The sequence below is a fragment of the Enterococcus viikkiensis genome (assembly GCF_005405345.1).
Taxonomy (GTDB): Bacteria; Bacillota; Bacilli; order Lactobacillales; family Enterococcaceae; genus Enterococcus_A; species Enterococcus_A viikkiensis.
The window spans coordinates 15,480-31,981 of sequence record NZ_BJDW01000027.1 but is presented as its reverse complement, the minus strand read 5'-3'; the positions used below and the strand labels follow the sequence as shown (position 1 = coordinate 31,981).

21 protein-coding genes are annotated in these 16,502 nt (G+C 40.1%); 17 read left to right on the top strand and 4 right to left on the bottom strand.

Annotated features, from left to right (window positions below; genetic code table 11):
- Positions 1 to 310 precede the first annotated feature (310 nt).
- Entirely contained in the window at positions 311 to 487 is a 177-nt protein-coding gene (locus tag FFM67_RS11125) for a DUF1648 domain-containing protein (protein ID WP_170178035.1), read from the top strand.
- 189 nt (positions 488 to 676) lie between these two features.
- Here FFM67_RS11125 and FFM67_RS11120 read toward each other — a convergent pair whose 3' ends face one another.
- Positions 677 to 1,372, bottom strand: coding sequence for a CPBP family intramembrane glutamic endopeptidase (locus FFM67_RS11120; protein WP_137614628.1), 696 nt, complete (start codon positions 1,370 to 1,372; stop codon positions 677 to 679).
- Between the two features lie 153 nt (positions 1,373 to 1,525).
- Between FFM67_RS11120 and FFM67_RS11115 the strand changes: the two genes are divergently transcribed.
- From FFM67_RS11115 to FFM67_RS11105, 3 genes are all read left to right on the top strand, one after another.
- Entirely contained in the window at positions 1,526 to 1,756 is a 231-nt protein-coding gene (locus FFM67_RS11115; protein ID WP_246042985.1) for a hypothetical protein, read from the top strand.
- Complete coding sequence (locus FFM67_RS11110; protein WP_137614632.1) at positions 1,743 to 2,687, top strand: SPFH domain-containing protein; 945 nt, start codon at positions 1,743 to 1,745, stop codon at positions 2,685 to 2,687. The genes FFM67_RS11115 and FFM67_RS11110 overlap by 14 nt, the downstream gene beginning before the upstream one ends.
- 133 nt (positions 2,688 to 2,820) lie before the next feature.
- Complete coding sequence (locus FFM67_RS11105; RefSeq protein WP_137614627.1) at positions 2,821 to 3,477, top strand: DNA/RNA non-specific endonuclease; 657 nt, start codon at positions 2,821 to 2,823, stop codon at positions 3,475 to 3,477.
- A 195-nt stretch (positions 3,478 to 3,672) separates the two neighbouring features.
- Here FFM67_RS11105 and clpP read toward each other — a convergent pair whose 3' ends face one another.
- Positions 3,673 to 4,266, bottom strand: coding sequence for an ATP-dependent Clp endopeptidase proteolytic subunit ClpP (clpP, locus tag FFM67_RS11100; protein WP_137614626.1), 594 nt, complete (start codon positions 4,264 to 4,266; stop codon positions 3,673 to 3,675).
- Positions 4,267 to 4,576: 310 nt separating this feature from the next.
- On the opposite strand from clpP, the gene FFM67_RS11095 reads away from it, so the two are divergent.
- The 5 genes from FFM67_RS11095 (at position 4,577) to FFM67_RS11075 (ending at position 9,299) form a co-directional block, all read left to right on the top strand.
- Positions 4,577 to 5,092: a hypothetical protein gene (locus FFM67_RS11095; protein ID WP_137614625.1), complete on the top strand. Its 516-nt coding sequence runs from the start codon at positions 4,577 to 4,579 to the stop codon at positions 5,090 to 5,092.
- Between the two features lie 74 nt (positions 5,093 to 5,166).
- Entirely contained in the window at positions 5,167 to 5,901 is a 735-nt protein-coding gene (locus FFM67_RS11090; protein ID WP_137614624.1) for a glycerophosphodiester phosphodiesterase, read from the top strand.
- Positions 5,898 to 6,821, top strand: a complete 924-nt coding sequence (miaA, locus tag FFM67_RS11085) for a tRNA (adenosine(37)-N6)-dimethylallyltransferase MiaA (protein WP_137614623.1) — start codon at positions 5,898 to 5,900, stop codon at positions 6,819 to 6,821. The genes FFM67_RS11090 and miaA overlap by 4 nt, the downstream gene beginning before the upstream one ends.
- Entirely contained in the window at positions 6,818 to 8,074 is a 1,257-nt protein-coding gene (gene hflX / locus FFM67_RS11080) for a GTPase HflX (RefSeq protein ID WP_137614622.1), read from the top strand. Before miaA ends, hflX begins: the two co-directional genes overlap by 4 nt.
- A complete protein-coding gene (locus FFM67_RS11075) occupies positions 8,046 to 9,299 on the top strand; it encodes a methionine gamma-lyase family protein (protein WP_137614621.1) in 1,254 nt (417 codons plus the stop codon). Before hflX ends, FFM67_RS11075 begins: the two co-directional genes overlap by 29 nt.
- 124 nt (positions 9,300 to 9,423) lie before the next feature.
- Here the strand turns inward: FFM67_RS11075 and FFM67_RS12305 are convergent, their stop codons facing one another.
- Positions 9,424 to 9,597, bottom strand: coding sequence for a hypothetical protein (locus FFM67_RS12305; RefSeq protein WP_170178033.1), 174 nt, complete (start codon positions 9,595 to 9,597; stop codon positions 9,424 to 9,426).
- A 192-nt stretch (positions 9,598 to 9,789) separates the two neighbouring features.
- Between FFM67_RS12305 and FFM67_RS11070 the strand changes: the two genes are divergently transcribed.
- Positions 9,790 to 10,170 carry a MerR family transcriptional regulator gene (locus FFM67_RS11070; protein ID WP_137614620.1) on the top strand — a complete coding sequence of 127 codons (381 nt, stop codon included), beginning with the start codon at positions 9,790 to 9,792 and terminating at the stop codon, positions 10,168 to 10,170.
- Positions 10,171 to 10,219: 49 nt separating this feature from the next.
- The gene (glnA, locus tag FFM67_RS11065; protein WP_137614631.1) at positions 10,220 to 11,560 is read left to right on the top strand and encodes a type I glutamate--ammonia ligase; all 1,341 of its coding nucleotides are present in this window, start codon (positions 10,220 to 10,222) and stop codon (positions 11,558 to 11,560) included.
- A gap of 49 nt (positions 11,561 to 11,609) precedes the next feature.
- Here the strand turns inward: glnA and FFM67_RS11060 are convergent, their stop codons facing one another.
- The gene (locus tag FFM67_RS11060; RefSeq protein ID WP_137614619.1) at positions 11,610 to 12,077 is read right to left on the bottom strand and encodes a TspO/MBR family protein; all 468 of its coding nucleotides are present in this window, start codon (positions 12,075 to 12,077) and stop codon (positions 11,610 to 11,612) included.
- 213 nt (positions 12,078 to 12,290) lie between these two features.
- Here FFM67_RS11060 and FFM67_RS11055 point away from each other — a divergent pair, with 213 nt between their 5' ends.
- From FFM67_RS11055 to FFM67_RS11030, 6 genes are all read left to right on the top strand, one after another.
- Positions 12,291 to 12,560 (top strand): IreB family regulatory phosphoprotein, encoded by a 270-nt coding sequence (locus FFM67_RS11055; RefSeq protein WP_010739601.1) that lies wholly within the window; start codon positions 12,291 to 12,293, stop codon positions 12,558 to 12,560.
- Positions 12,557 to 12,985: a Holliday junction resolvase RuvX gene (gene ruvX / locus FFM67_RS11050; protein ID WP_137614618.1), complete on the top strand. Its 429-nt coding sequence runs from the start codon at positions 12,557 to 12,559 to the stop codon at positions 12,983 to 12,985. The genes FFM67_RS11055 and ruvX overlap by 4 nt, the downstream gene beginning before the upstream one ends.
- Before the next feature lie 15 nt (positions 12,986 to 13,000).
- Positions 13,001 to 13,321, top strand: coding sequence for a DUF1292 domain-containing protein (locus FFM67_RS11045; protein WP_137614617.1), 321 nt, complete (start codon positions 13,001 to 13,003; stop codon positions 13,319 to 13,321).
- Positions 13,322 to 13,485: 164 nt separating this feature from the next.
- The gene (locus tag FFM67_RS11040) at positions 13,486 to 14,589 is read left to right on the top strand and encodes a lactate oxidase (RefSeq protein WP_137614616.1); all 1,104 of its coding nucleotides are present in this window, start codon (positions 13,486 to 13,488) and stop codon (positions 14,587 to 14,589) included.
- Between the two features lie 215 nt (positions 14,590 to 14,804).
- Positions 14,805 to 15,641, top strand: coding sequence for a transporter substrate-binding domain-containing protein (locus tag FFM67_RS11035; RefSeq protein WP_137614615.1), 837 nt, complete (start codon positions 14,805 to 14,807; stop codon positions 15,639 to 15,641).
- Complete coding sequence (locus tag FFM67_RS11030; protein WP_137614614.1) at positions 15,641 to 16,300, top strand: amino acid ABC transporter permease; 660 nt, start codon at positions 15,641 to 15,643, stop codon at positions 16,298 to 16,300. The genes FFM67_RS11035 and FFM67_RS11030 overlap by 1 nt, the downstream gene beginning before the upstream one ends.
- Positions 16,301 to 16,502: the final 202 nt, after the last annotated feature.

Here is a 16,502-nt window from a genome sequence, read left to right as displayed (position 1 = left end):
TCATAGAAGATGTGTGTTATGCTTTGCATATTGGTTTTATCTTCCTATAAAACGGCTTAGAAGCCCGTCACCCGCTTAGGTTATAAAACCTTATCAAACCAACGTTTGTGGCTGAACGCTGGTTTTTTTGTGTCCAAAAAAATGAAATTATGTGAAAAAGAATATTTTAAAATCAGGGTTATAGAAAAGGTGCGCTTACTTTAATGAAGGAACTTATCATTTAAACTATTTTGATTTTAGGGACTTGAAATCTTCTGGAGTTCTATTTGTGGGAGGAATATACTATGGGCAAAATACAGGAGGTGAGAAAGTGTTAGGAAGAGCATATCAGTGGTCGATTTTCTTGGGTTTCGGGGCGGCGTTAACTTTTTTTGCTGGGGCAAGTCTTTTTTATACTCGTTTGCCTGAACGAATTCCGATACAATTCGCCTTTGACTGGACTGTGAGTAATTGGGGCAATAAACTTATGGTTTTATCGTGCCTGTGAGCGTATTGATACTTGTAGTGTTTGGGTACGGCAAGAATAAGGAGTGGGGAGTGTCCACAACTATTTGACAAAAACGAATGAATCAAGTGGCGTTGATTGCTTGTCAGCTATTCGTTGGGTGCATGGGCGCCTACATTTTTTTCTTGTATGCTCGTTTGTAGGAATAAAAAAAATCCTCGCAATGGAGGATCAAGTTTGAATACCAAAAAGGCTAAGAATCAATAGAAACAGAGCTGGCAATAAGGAGTTCATCGTATTCAGCATCCAGTGAACCATAATCGATCCCCAAATATTTTTGAAGAACCAGTAAATCAAGCCAAAATAAATGCCAAGCACCATGTAAGGAATCATGGCATAAATGTTGCCATTAAAATTATTCCAATGGACTAAACCAAATAAAATACCTTGGACAAATAGCATGACGAAACGCAAAATTTTGTTCGTAAATTTACCGAAAAGTAAGTAGCGGAAGGTTAGTTCCTCGGCGAATGGGGCGATAAAAGGTATTACAGCGGCTAAAACAGCCCAACTAGCACTTAATGACGGAGCGGCTGTATCGTCGGTGGCTGTATTTCGAACTTGCAACAAATCACTAGGAATCAGGCCACGAACCATGTTGAGAATTAAAAAAGCACCGATGACTAGAATAATGCTGAGTAACAAATGCCGAAAAAGCTTTTGGCGATAGACTTGCCACTGAGTTCTTAAAAAATCATGAAACAGATACAACATAATAAGAAAACCGATAATAAAGAGTGTTGCTGAAGCAATAAGGCTAACTTTAGGATTTTGATCAATTTTTAGTAGTGGAAAGAGAAAATCTCCGATGATTAATTCAAGTGGAATGACAAGCAGTCCCCACCATTGTTTCTTTGCTGTTTCCATTAAAAGGCCTCCAATCTATTAGCATCTTAAGAAAAAACTATAAAACTGTAAAGCAATAAGAGCACTGAAAAGTACGATTCTTTTTTAGAAGATTTGCTATACTATATGTATAGACTATTTAAGTAATTTTAAATAGGAAAAGGAGTTGAGTGGGTGTCGGATTATCAAATGCAGAAAACATTGGGAAAATGTTTTCGTAGCAAGGGTCTAGCAATCACCGGGCTAGTTCGAATTTTAGGTAGTTGGTATGATTATAAGGTATTAAATGGGCCTCCCGAGCCTGAGGATATGCTGGAAGTAGTTGATTTTACCAGTCGGGAGTTGTTAGTCGTCGTTAATAATAATCGAGATGAAAGGGATGTGAATTATGTTGGTAGTATTTAATATTATTTTAGTCGTTATTGTGATTGTCGTTGCATTGTTTATTTTAAGTCAATTAGTCGTGATTGTGCAACAAGGAGAAGTCAAGGTTGTTGAAAGCTTCGGTAAATATGTCAAAACGATCGATCCAGGGCTACATTTTCTGATTCCAATTCTTTATGTGGTACGTCGTCGGGTATCGTTAAAACAAACGCCGATTCAAATCGAACCACAAAGTGTGATTACACGGGACAATGTCATTGTTGAAATTGATGAAGCGATTAAGTATCACGTAACAGATGCCCGAGCTTTTGTATACGATAATGAGGATTCAGTGACTTCGATGATTCAAGATTGCCAATCCAACTTGCGGGGCATCATTGGTAAGATGGAATTGAATGAAGTGCTAAATGGGACAGAAGAAATCAATGTGAATTTGTATCAAAGTGTGAAAGATATTACTGCGGGCTATGGTTTATCGATTGACCGGATTAATATTGGTGAGATTTCGGTCTCAGATGAAATTGTCAATTCAATGAATAAATTAATCACAGCAAGTCGTGACAAAGAATCATTGATTACGATTTCTGAAGGGAAGAAGCAATCGGTTATTTTGGAATCAGAAGCGAAATCTTCTGAAATGCAGATTGATGCGGAAGCGCGAGCAAGACAAACCAAGATCGATGCCGATGCCCGAGCTGAAAGAACGCGGATCGACGCTGCTGCCGAAGCTGAGAAAATTAGAAAGCTGACGGAGGCGGAAACGGCGCGGATCAAAGAAATCAACCAAGCGATTGCCGAAAGTAATTTGACCGATGAAATGATCGCTTATCTAGGAATCGAAGCCTTCAAGCATGTTGTTGAAAATAATGGCAATACGGTCATTATGCCAAGTAATTTAACAGAGCTAGGGAATGTACCTGCAATCAAGGAAATTTGGCAACAAACGAAATAAGCTTATCAGCCATAAAAACTGTGGTAGAATAGCGAGACGGAAATATATACGACGATTTTTATGAGCTAGGAGTTGAAGCAAGATCGCAGCAAAGAAACAGACCTCGAAAATTATTTCAGTCATTGTCGTATTGATGGCGGGAATTTATGGTATATACTCCCAAGTAAAGCCTAGTGATGAAGTGAATCAACCAGTTAAAGAACTAACTGTTAATCAGCTTTCCGAAGTACCTGAATATGATGGAAAGCATCAGACAATTGAGTTAAATCAGAATCAGCCGTTGTTCTCCAAAAATGATCTTTCATTAGAAAATGGAACGTGGACTCGATTTTCCGATTTGGACAACTTGAACCGAGTAGGTGTGGCTAATGGTATGTTAGGCAAAGACTTGATGCCCCATGAAGAACGTGAACGTTTATACGTTAAGCCGACAGGGTGGCACCAGAAATTTTATAATGACAAGCCGTTATACAATCGGGCGCATCTGATTGCTTATCAGTTTTCTGGTGAAAATAATAATCTCAAAAATTTAATGACTGGAACTGCTTCACTAAATGATCCGGGAATGAATGATCACGAGATCGAGATTGGAAATTATATTCGGAAGACCAATCATCATGTTCGTTATCGCGTGAGTCCTTCTTTTAAAGGGGACGAATTAATTGCTCGCGGCGTACAGATGGAAGCCCAAAGTATTGAAGACGACCAGATTTCATTTAATCTCTTCATTTATAATGTACAAGAAGGCATTAAGATTGATTACCAAAATGGGTATTCACAAAAAGAATAAGGGGATATAAGCTGGAGCAGACAATGCTTCAGCTTTTTTTATATGTTTGCCCCTCATTTTTCGAAAAGGGGGATCAACTATACAAAACAAAGAGGCAAGACCGCATGCAGTCTTGCCTCTTTGTTTACGAACAAAAGATACAACAGAAGTAGCTTTTTGGTAACGAGGCTACTTCCGCCGTAAATTCTTTATAACTTAACTTAATGAACTGCTATTTTCCATTACTTCATCGATCAAGCCGTAAGCTTTTGCTTCTTCGGCAGTCATAAAGTTATCACGTTCGGTATCTCTTTCGATAACTTCAAGAGGTTGACCAGTGCGTTCAGCTAAAATATTGTTTAAGCGTTCGCGCGTCTTCAAAATATGACGTGCTGCGATTTCAATCTCAGTTGCTTGTCCTTGAGCTCCGCCAAGAGGTTGGTGGATCATAATTTCAGCATTTGGCAAAGCAAAACGTTTGCCTTTAGCACCAGCCGTTAATAAGAAGCTGCCCATTGAAGCGGCCATTCCAAGAACGATTGTTTGTACATCAGCTTTTACAAAGTTCATCGTATCAAAAATCGCCATACCAGCAGTAACGCTACCACCAGGAGAGTTAACGTAAAGATAGATATCTTTTTCAGAGTCTTGGGCATCCAAGAAAAGTAATTGAGCGATGATGGTATTGGCCATATCGTCGTTTACTTCACCGCTTAACATAATGATGCGGTCTTTCAATAGACGTGAATAAATGTCGTAAGCTCGCTCGCCACGAGATGATTGTTCAATGACTGTAGGAACTAAGTTCATAGTGAGTCCTCCTTAAAAATATTGATCATATTTAGTTTAGCACAAACAACGTTTGATTGCTAAAACCTAAAAAAAGTATACAACTTTGGTCAGTCTTGGTCAAATAGAATGATTCGTATTTTTGATTGACTCGAACTATCCTAGAAACAGGAAAATATGGTACTATTAATAACGCAGAGATAAGAATTATCGGTCCTTTTTTTACTATGATGCCTAACCAAATGTCTTGGTGGAATGAGCAATGTGCTGAATCGCAATCTTATTTTTGAAAACTATCTATATCAACATCAACGAATTAGGAGGAGAAAATGTGGAAATTGCACTTATTGGACTCATTGGGGTATTAATCGGCGCGTGTATTACTGGTATCGCAGCCTTTTCAATTTTAAAGTATATTGACTTGCAGCATCACCGTGAAAGAGAATTAGAGCATCAGGTCAAGGAAATCGAAACAATTAATTTATTGAACAAAAAAATTAATGAGATTTTATCGAAGCGTAATGTTTTGATGCAAGATTATGTATCTTTTAACTCCTTTGATGATTGCTACATCACCATTGATGATTTCATTTATTTGAATTCATTTACGGCACAAAATAATTTTTATTTGCCTAATTACATGATTGAAGAATTTTTCAAAAATATTTCTCATCGAAAAGTTATTTTATCGCCTGAAGAGACAGTTAAAATTGGCGGCTATACATACAAAGGCGGCCGAGTGGTCATGGAGACCTTCTCAGAGCAGTTACTAGAAATTTTAGACGAAAAAAGACAGCAGTTGGCTCGTTCAACGAAGCAGCCTTTGCATTATTTCAAGGCTTCTTAATAAAAATAAGCGGCCACCGCTTTTCAATCAAAGAACCAATAAGTTAATTTGTGATTACGAAGAGGTGAAGATAGATGACAGTAATTATAGCCCATCGCGGTAGTGCAGGGACGCATCCTGAGAATACATTACCGGCGTTTATGGAAGCTGTAAGAAGCGGAGCAGACGGCATCGAGCTGGATGTTCATTTGACGGCGGATCAACAACTGGTAGTTATTCATGACGAAAGTGTTGATCGAACGACTGACGGCAAAGGGTTGGTTCGTGAATTGACATTAGAACAAATCAAAAAACTAGATGCTGGCAGCTGGTTTGATAAAAAATATCAAGCAACGAAAATTTCGACGTTACAAGAAGTGTTGAATTTATTACTACAAATGCGCTTTCGCGGTATTTTATGTATTGAGATCAAAACAAATAAATTTCACTATCCGGGAATTGAAGAAAAAATATCAGAGGTAATGACTAGCAAAGAATGGCCCTTTACTTATTGGTACGCGAGTTTTAATCTTGATTCCTTAGAAATCATGCATGAATACGAACCAGACGCACAATATGATTTGATTCAAAAAAATGCCCTTGATAAGTATCAGCTAGTTTTGGATTCACCTTTTATTGAGGGGTTACATCCAAGTTATGATTGGATCAAACAAAACCCTGAAATCGTTAAAAATTTTGAGAAGTCGATCCGTCCGTGGACGCCTAATTTGTACGAAACGATGATGAGTTGTTTTGAAAAAGGTTTTGCCGGGATCATTACCGATTTTCCAGAAAAAGCGATTCGCGCTAGAAGTAGGTTCAAGCAATGAAAATCATCACAATCGTCGGTCCAACAGCTGTGGGAAAAACGAGTTTGAGCATTGATTTAGCCCGACGTTTTAATGGCGAGATCATCAGTGGTGATTCCTTACAGGTTTATCGCGGCTTAGATATTGGTACAGCAAAAGTTACCATAGAAGAAATGGCCGGTATTCCGCATCATTTAATTGATGTTCGTGAAATTCATGACAGTTACTCGGCTGCGGATTTTCAGCAAGAAGCTCGTCTTGCGATTGAGGATATTAGCCAGCGCGGAAAATTACCGATTGTAGTTGGCGGCACTGGCCTCTATATCCAATCATTATTATGGGATTACAAGCTGGGACGAGAAGGCGAAGTGGATGATACTGGGCTGCGAGAAAAGTACGAAAGCTTCGCTGAAGAAAATGGCAATCGAGCATTGTGGCAGCAATTGCAAGCAGTCGATCCATTAGCCGCAGAAAAAATTCATTTCAATAATCGTAAAAAAGTGATCCGAGCTATGGAAGTCTTTGAATTGACAGGACATTCCATCTTAGAACCGAAAGAACAGCCGCAAAAGCTTTACGACAGCTTTATGATTGGTCTAAATACGGATCGGGAAATACTTTATCAACGAATTAATCAACGTGTGGATATCATGGTGGCGCAAGGTTTGCTAGATGAAGCAGAAAAATTGGCGGGTACACCAGAAGTTCAAGCCGCTCAAGGAATCGGATATAAGGAATTGTTTCCTTATTTTGCAGGCAACATTACGTTGGAGTCTGCTCTCGAGGAAATTAAATTACATTCCAGACGCTATGCTAAGCGTCAATTAACATGGTTTCGCAATCGGATGTCGGTGAACTGGTATGATCTGGTTCAACAACCGGAAACACTTCATGAAATTGAAGATGCGATTGAAAAATGGTTAGAGGAGGAAACGAATTGACAGAAAGAGTCATCCTAGTCGGCGTTGAGACAGATGAAAGTAAACACAATTATTTAGAATCGATGCATGAGCTGGCTGGACTAACCAAAACAGCCCATGGGGAAATCGTTCATTCATTAACACAAAAACGCCCAAAAATTGATCGACAAACGATTATTGGAAAGGGCAAAGTGCAGGAATTGGCGGAGTTGGTGGACGCTCATGAAGCGGAGTTGGTCATTTTTAATCATGCCTTATCACCGCGGCAAAGCCAAACGATCGAAGCAATGATCGGCGTACCAGTTATTGACCGGATTCAATTAATCTTAGATATTTTCGCGCAACGGGCTCGTTCAAAAGAGGGGAAGTTGCAAGTTGAGTTGGCCCAATTGGACTATTTATTGCCTCGTCTGATGGGACAGGGTCAAAGTCTTTCTCGTTTAGGTGGGGGGATCGGAACGCGGGGTCCTGGTGAGACCAAACTAGAGACGGATCGTCGCCACATTCGGCGCCGTGTTTCAGCTATCAAAAAAGAATTGAAAGAAGTCGAAGCTCATCGTGAACGGAGTCGACAGAAGCGCCAGCAATCAAGCGTCTTTCAAATGGGGCTGATCGGATATACGAATGCTGGGAAATCCACGATCTTAAATTTATTAACCAATGCGGATACGTATTCAGAAGATCAGCTATTTGCTACATTAGATCCGTTGACGAAACGTTGGCATTTGCCTCAAGGCATGGAGACGACGATCACTGATACGGTGGGATTTATTCAAGATTTGCCGACTCAATTAGTGGATGCCTTTCATTCGACCTTAGAAGAAAGTAAAGGAATGGATCTTTTGTTACACATTGTTGACGCCAGTTCAGAAGATCGGCAACAACAAGAAAAAACCGTCATAGAGCTTTTGAAAGAGCTTGAAATGGACGATATTCCAATCTTGACGATTTATAATAAGTCGGATCGGATCGACGAGTTTTCATTTGCGCCGACCTTGTTTCCTAATGTTTTGATCTCTGCTAAATCCCTCAAAGGAAAAGAGGTGCTGGCTGACGCTATCAAACAAGAGATCATGAATTTGCTTGAGCCTTATTTGATTACATTAGGGGCTGATGAAGGTCAAGCGTTAAGTGAAATGAAACGAGAGACCCTCGTTTTAAGCGAGGACTTTGACGAAGAGCAGGAAAAGTATATCGTGCGTGGCTTCGCTAAGAAAAAGTCTCTTTGGATTAGGAGAATGGAAGATGAATTGGACAACGAAACTGGCGCCTGAGCTAGTAGAAATGGTCGATCAAGTCGATCAACAAATCGGAGAACGCCTGCAAGAAGTTCGTGAGGTCGCATTATCAAATCAAGCGAAGGTCTTAACGGCTTTCCGTGAAAATCATGTTTCAGAGACGCATTTTTTACCGTCTACTGGATATGGCAATGATGACCAAGGACGGGATGTTTTAGAAGCAGTTTATGCTCAAACTTTTGGCGGGGAAGCGGCACTGGTTCGTCCGCAAATCGTTTCGGGGACCCATGCGATCGCAACCTCACTTTTTGGTGTACTGCGTCCGGGAGATGACCTACTGTATATTACAGGGACTCCTTATGACACCTTGTTAGAAGTGATTGGTGTTCAAGGGAACGGGATTGGTTCTTTTAAGGAATACCAGATTGGTTATGATGAAGTCGATTTATTACCCGATGGGAACGTCGATTTTGCTGGAATTAAAGAAAAAATGACCACTAAAACGAAGGTCGTAGCGATCCAGCGTTCACGAGGGTATGCTTCGAGACCGTCATTTACAGTCGAAAAGATCAAAGAAATGTGTGACTATGTTAAAAGCATCGCACCCAATGTTGTGATCTTTGTCGATAATTGTTACGGCGAATTCGCTGAATTAATGGAACCAACGCAAGTGGGTGCGGATCTGATGGCCGGTTCATTGATCAAAAACCCTGGCGGCGGTATTGCCAAAACCGGCGGCTATATTGTTGGCAAGCAAGCATTGGTTGAACGCTGTGCTTATCGTTTAACGACCCCCGGTGTCGGTGCGGAAGGCGGCGCAATGCTAGGAAGCGTCTTTGATATGCTGCAAGGCTTTTTCTTAGCACCTCATGTAGTCAGTCAAGCGATTCAAGGCGCGATTTTTTCAGCGGCTTTATTGGCTAAATATGATTTAGAATCAACACCTAAATGGGATCAGCCGCGAACGGATTTGATCCAGCTGATTGATTTTGGCGATCGTGAAAAAATGATTCAGTTTTGCCAAGCGATTCAAAAATATTCACCAATCGATGCGTATGTTGCGCCGGTGCCTTCTTACATGGCGGGCTATGAAGATGATATCATCATGGCAGCTGGAACCTTTATTCAAGGGGCGAGTATCGAATTAAGTGCAGATGGCCCGCTTAGAGAGCCGTATTCGTTGTACTTGCAAGGCGGCTTGACCTTTGAACATGTTAAGGTCGCAGTAACAAACGCTGTCAATGAAGTGTATCACCAATAGATAAACCCGTTTGACGACATTTTTGATTTTAAGAAACGGAGCGATCTTTTCAAAAGAAGCGATAAGTGTCTTACTGATTGTTTGCCAAAAAGACCTATGACAATTTATTGTCATAGGTCTTTTTTTAGACTTTCTTTGATTCTAGTTCTGTTTCAGCAAAGTATCCTTTTTGATCACGGCTAAATTGGACTAAATATTTTTTTATGTCTGCTTGGTAGTGAATGACTTGTCCAATAAAACCAGCCATAGGATCTTTTTTATTTTTTAATTCTACTAATTCGCCACGTTCAAAGATCATTTTTGTCTCCTTTGTCGTTTATAGCTAGTATAGCAAGTTCGTAACCATTCGCAAAATGTTGAATTTTTACGGCTGAACTAGGAAAAGCGAACATTCAATATGTCTATGTAAGAATATCTAACATTAGCTCTTGACAATTGGTCTATCGCTTGGTATCCTTTTTTCAACATCAAATAACAAGGAGGAAATGTTATGCGGGAAAAAGAATTGCGGCGTTCCCTTGCAGTTTTTCCAATTGGTACAGTTATGAAGTTGACAGATTTAACTGCGCGACAAATTCGGTACTACGAGGAACAAGAATTGATTCATCCAGAGCGCAGCGAAGGAAACCGTAGGATGTATTCTCTCAATGATATTGATGTATTGTTAGAAATCAAAGATTATTTATCCGACGGGCTGAATATGGCGGGGATCAAGCACGTTTATCAAATGCGGCAAGAAGAAGTGAAAGCCGCCAAGGAAAAACCACCGTTAACGGATAAAGACGTCCGACGTATCTTTTATGACGAAATGCTAACACAAGGTGGGTTACATCAACAAAATCCATATCAATCACAAGGGCCAAAGCTCTAGCGATTGTGGAATATAAAAAATGAAGAGTGAAGAGAAGGGATTAGATATTATGCCGAAAAAAGATCTAAGTAAAGAGGATATTAAGCGAATTGTCGAAGAAGAGAATGTCCGTTTTCTACGTCTGATGTTTACCGATATTATGGGAACAATCAAGAACGTCGAAGTACCCGTTAGCCAAATGGACAAAGTTTTAGATGATAAGATGATGTTTGATGGGTCATCAATCGAAGGCTTCGTACGGATTGAAGAAAGTGACATGTATTTGTACCCTGATTTGTCTACTTGGATGATCTTCCCGTGGGAAAGTGAGCATGGCAAAGTAGGACGTTTAATCTGTGATATCTATAGTCCAGACGGAACACCATTTCCTGGAGACCCTCGTGGGAACTTGAAACGTGTGTTAAAAGGGATGGACGAATTTGGCTTCACTTCATTTAATTTAGGACCTGAACCAGAGTTCTTCTTATTCAAAATGGACGAAAATGGTGATCCAACCTTAGACTTAAATGACAAAGGTGGCTATTTCGATTTTGCCCCAACTGATTTAGGAGAAAATTGTCGCCGTGACATCGTGTTAGAGCTTGAAAGTTTAGGCTTTGAAGTAGAGGCTTCACATCATGAAGTGGCTCCGGGTCAACACGAGATCGACTTCAAATATGCGGACGCGATTGAAGCTTGTGATAATATCCAAACGTTTAAGTTGGTTGTTAAAACGATTGCCCGTAAACATGGTCTACACGCTACCTTCATGCCAAAACCACTTTATGGAATTAACGGCTCAGGTATGCATTGCAACATGTCTTTATTTAATGAAGAGGGAAATGTTTTCTATGACGAAGATGGTCCAATGAAATTAAGTAAAACGGCATACCAATTCTTAGCAGGCCTTTTGAAACACGCACGTGCATATACGGCAGTATGTAACCCAATCGTTAACTCTTATAAACGCTTAGTCCCTGGTTTTGAAGCGCCTGTTTATGTGGCTTGGAGCGGACGCAATCGTTCACCATTAATTCGTATTCCAGAATCTCGCGGCTTATCCACTCGTTTAGAATTACGTTCAGTCGATCCAGCAGCAAATCCATATTTAACAATGGCTGTTTTATTAGAAGCCGGTTTAGATGGTATCCGCAATGAATTGACACCGCCAGCGGCAGTCGATCGCAACATTTACGTGATGACTGAAGAAGAACGAAAAGAAGCAGAAATTTATGACTTGCCTTCTACGATTCATAATGCCATCAAAGCATTACGTAAAGACCAAATCATGGTTGATGCATTAGGCAATCATATCTATTCCAACTTCAATGAAGCGAAGCGGATGGAGTGGGCAGCCTTCCGTCAGACTGTTTCGGAGTGGGAACGCGATCAATACTTAGAGCTTTACTAATCCAAACACAAAAACGCTTGAGGAACTTCCTCAAGCGTTTTTTATACAATTAATTTAAGATAGCTAATCCGAAAGATAAATAGGTCGCAAAGATGATCCATAACAGATAAGGAATAAAACACATCATCGCTACATTAGAAAAGAAGCGGAATTCACGAATGCTAAGAACAATAGAGATCAGGAGTAATAAACTAATAAACGAGGCTATCCAAAAATGGGTGCCGCCAAAAAAAATAATGCTCCAAATAAAGTTTAAGACTAATTGAATTCCAAAAAGACTAAAGGCGTAAGTTTTTTTTCGTCTTTCTTTGCTATCGATAATTAAAAACAAGGACAAGCCAATCAGTGCATAGAGAACCGCCCAGACGATTCCTACAATACTACCGGGAGGAGCGAGGGGAGGTTTATTTAATTGAGCATAGATTGCTGGAATATCACCTGCGAAAAAGCCAGAAAGTGAGCCGACCAATTCAACTCCAATGATACAGGCCAATAACTTGAAAAATCTATTTAACATATTTTTTTCCTCCTTTTTAACTAGTATACCGAGCCCTTAGTCTAAAAGAAAAAAAGATGCTTACGAAAAAAGCACCTGTTCAAGTTTAAACCGTGTTATAATAATTCGGAAGATTTTCTAAAGCCAAGAGATTGGCAGCTTGCAAAATTTGTAAGTTTTGTCTTCTTTTAGTAAAATATAGTTGTTGATAATTCCAAGGAGAGGTGTGAGAAAATGGGATACACAGATGAAACAGTCCGTTTTGATTTTGATGATAATCGTAAGAAAGAAATTAGCGAGACATTGACGATTGTTTACAATGCTTTAGCTGAAAAAGGCTACAATCCGATTAACCAAATCGTCGGCTATTTACTATCAGGCGATCCTGCGTATATTCCTCGTTATCAAGATGCACGGAACTTGATTCGTCGTCATGAACGCGATGAGGTCATGGAAGTGTTAGTTAAATATTACTTGAAAGATCACGGTATAGATATTCGATGAGAGTAATGGGCCTAGATGTTGGCTCAAAGACTGTTGGAATCGCGGTAAGCGATCCATTTGGTTGGACGGCTCAAGGTGTCGAGATTATTCGGATCGACGAAGAAAATGGGAAGTTTGGTTTTGAACGCTTAGGTGAATTGGTCAAAGAATACAAAGTCACGAAATTTGTCGTTGGGCTTCCTAAAAATATGAACAATACAATCGGACCGCGTGCAGAAGCTTCTATAGCCTATGCGGATAAGATCAAAGAGCTCTTTGATCTGCCGATAGAGTTTCAAGATGAACGACTAACGACTGTCCAAGCGGAACGGATGTTAGTTGAACAAGCGGACGTCTCACGTTCGAAACGAAAAAAAGTTATTGATAAACTTGCAGCTGTCATGATCTTACAGAATTATCTGGATCGGGCAGGCAACAAACTTTAGAAAAGAGGAATGGCAATGGCACACGAACACACACACGATCACAATCACGACCACGATCATGATCACGAACATGAAATGATTACTTTAGTGGATGATGAAGGAAATGAAACCTTATACGAAATTCTTTTGACGATTGATGGTCAAGAAGAATTCAATCGCAATTATGTCTTACTTTATCCAGCGGGTGCACCTGAGGATGAAGACGTTGAATTACAAGCGTATGCTTATGTTGAAAACGAAGACGGCAGCGAAGGTGAATTGGAACAAATTGAAACAGATGCTGAATGGGATATGATTGAAGAAGTCTTCAATACGTTCATGGCGGAAGAAGAATAAGTAAACTAGAAAGCTGAACCTTTGATAGGTTCAGTTTTTTTATTTTACTGAATTCTTTTTACGCATTTTAACAAAATAAGGCTATAAACAAATCATTTGTCACTGCCTCATAGGTAGCGTAACATCAACAATGTAAACGTTATTATTTTGAAGGTGGGATCGAGATGGAAAAAATTTATCAAGCAAGTACCGCAGAAGGAGCAATTGATTTTATTAATATGACTGATTTAGAAGAGGGGGCTAAAGAGGTCATTCCTAAAGGTGGTTATGGTTATATTAGCAGCGGTGCCGGAGATGTTTTTACTTATCAAGAAAATGAAAGGGCTTTTAATCACAAACTGATTATCCCTCATGTATTAGAAGATATTGAATTGCCGGATACGAAAATAGAATTTGCGGGAGAAACATTGTCAGTGCCGATTATTATGGCACCAGTTGCGGCTCATGGGCTAGCCAATGTAGCGGCTGAAAAGGCTTCGGCTAAAGGCGTTTCACGTTTTGGAACAATCTATACAGCAAGTTCCTATGCGTCTTGTACGTTGGAAGAAATTCGTGAAGCTGGCGGAGCAGATGCGCCCCAATGGTTCCAGTTTTATATGAGTAAAGAAGATAGTATCAATCGCGATATTTTAGCGATGGCAAAACGAAATGGAGCGAAAGCCATCGTATTGACGGCCGATGCAACGGTTGGCGGTAATCGTGAAACAGATCGTCGGAATGGCTTTACTTTTCCGTTAGCAATGCCAATTGTGCAAGCTTATCAATCTGGGATCGGTCAGACGATGGATGCGGTCTATGGTTCCTCAAAGCAAAAGTTGAGCCCTAAAGATGTTGAATTTATCGCTAGCAACTCCGATCTTCCAGTCTATGTTAAAGGTGTTCAATCAGAAGAAGATGTAGAACGGTCAATTAGTTCAGGAGCGTCTGGAGTTTGGGTTTCAAATCACGGGGGTCGCCAATTAGATGGGGGACCCGCTTCTTTTGATTCCTTACAATATGTCGCCGAAGCAGTTGCTGGGAGAGTACCAATCGTTTTTGACAGCGGAATACGTCGCGGACAGCATGTTTTTAAGGCACTGGCTTCGGGAGCGGATTTAGTGGCGATTGGCCGGCCGGTTATTTATGGGCTGGCGCTTGGAGGTGCAACCGGCGTCCAACAAGTCTTTGAGTTTTTCAAAAAGGAATTAGAGATGGTGATGCAACTGGCTGGCACTCAGACGGTGGCAGACATCAAAAAAACAGTTTTAAGAGAGAATCGCTATTTATAATCAAATGCCAAAACAGGAGCATCGGCTTAGCGGATGCTCTTTTTATCTGCGCAAAATAATGCTAGTTATTAAATGATTGTATTATCACACAAAGAAGGAATTGGAATGCTGTGTTAGCGCTGTTTTTCATAGGCAACTTTCTATAGCTGATTTTTTTTATGTGTTATAACTATACCAAGATTTAAAGTCTCAATAATTGAATGGAGTCGATAGTGATGAAAAAATGGTGGATCGGTTTAACGTTGTTAATGGCCAGTTTGATTTTTACCGCTTGTGGTAATAGTCAAGCTAGCAAGGATGAGAGTTGGAAAAAGATTGCGGATAAAGAAACGCTGACAGTCGCTACCTCAGGGACATTATTTCCGTCTTCTTACTATAATGATGAGAATAAATTGGTAGGCTACGATGTCGATGTCGCCAAAGCAGTCGCCAAAAAGTTAAAGTTAAAAATTAACTTTAAAGAATACAATGTAGATGGTCAAGTGACGGCCGTCAATCGTGGAGAAGCTGATTTTGCTGCCAACGATTTTGGGATGTCAAAAGGGCGAGAAAAGAAATTTTCACTGTCTTCGCCAATCAAGTATTCCTTTGACAGCATGATCGTCAGAAAAAGTGACGATTCAGGGATCCATTCCTTAAAGGATTTAAAGGATAAAAAAGCCGCCGGTGAACCTAATACGAGTTATATGAAGATTGCAGAAAAGTATGGTGCTAAAGCGGTAACGTATGATAACGCCACCAACGATCAATATTTGACCGATGTAGCGAATGGACGCACCGATGTGATCTTGAATGACTATTATTTGCAAAAAATGTCGGTAGCTGCCTTACCAGACATTCCAGTAAAAATTTTGGAAGATGTCTATTTCAATGCCAATTCTTCCGGTTTTCTGTTCGATAAAAAACAAAAAGCTTTAAAAGAAAAAATCAATGAAGCACTGGCAGACTTAAAAGCCGATGGGACCTTAGCAAAAATTTCTCAGCAGTATTTCGGGACGGATGTCTCCGTTAAACCGAAACAGACAGTGACTGAGCAGGTTTCAGCAGACTAATGTATATCCCAACAATTGATTTTAAGCTGATGGTTGATTCATTGCCATTTCTTTTAAGCGGGATCGGCTACACTCTAGGAATCAGTCTTGCTGCTTTTTTCTTTGGCAATGTATTAGGGATTGTGATGACTGTGCTGAACTTTGTTTCCTTTCAACCAGCAAAAGTATTTGTCCGTTTCTATTTATCCTTTTTGCGAGGGACGCCGGCACTAGTTCTATTATTTTTACTGTATTTTGGATTGCCTTATCAGTTAAATGCGGTGGTAGCGGCGATTATTTGTTTTAGTTTGACTAGTAGCGCCTTTATTGGTGAAATCTATCGCGGTTCGATCGCCGGGATTAATGAAGGACAGTGGGATGCTGCCTATGCATTAGGCAATCGTTTTTTGCCAACGATGTGGTATATTGTTTTGCCCCAAGCGCTACGCATTTCAATTCCAGCTTTGAGTAATGTGGCGATGGATTTGGTGAAAGGTACTTCTTTGGCGGCGATGATCACAGTGCCAGATATTTTCCAAAAGGCTAAGATCGTTGGTGGGCGCACGTTTGATTATTTATCAATGTATCTTTTAGTTGCATTGATTTATTGGATCTTGTGTATTGGGATCGGTCATCTGCAGCGCCGCTTAGAGGTTTATTTTCAGCGAAAATATACATAAAAGCCACGAAACGATACTCGTTTCGTGGCTTTTATCGCAGCTAGGACCGTTTGCGAAAGCTCGTTGTAGGGATACTGATCCTTACTGTTAAATTTACAGAGTTTGTCATGGAATACGTGCAAGTAATCAAAATTCCACGGATACACCATCGGTCTTCAACGATTTTTGATTAGGGTTTTCTAATAAATCTTTTTTCTTGCTT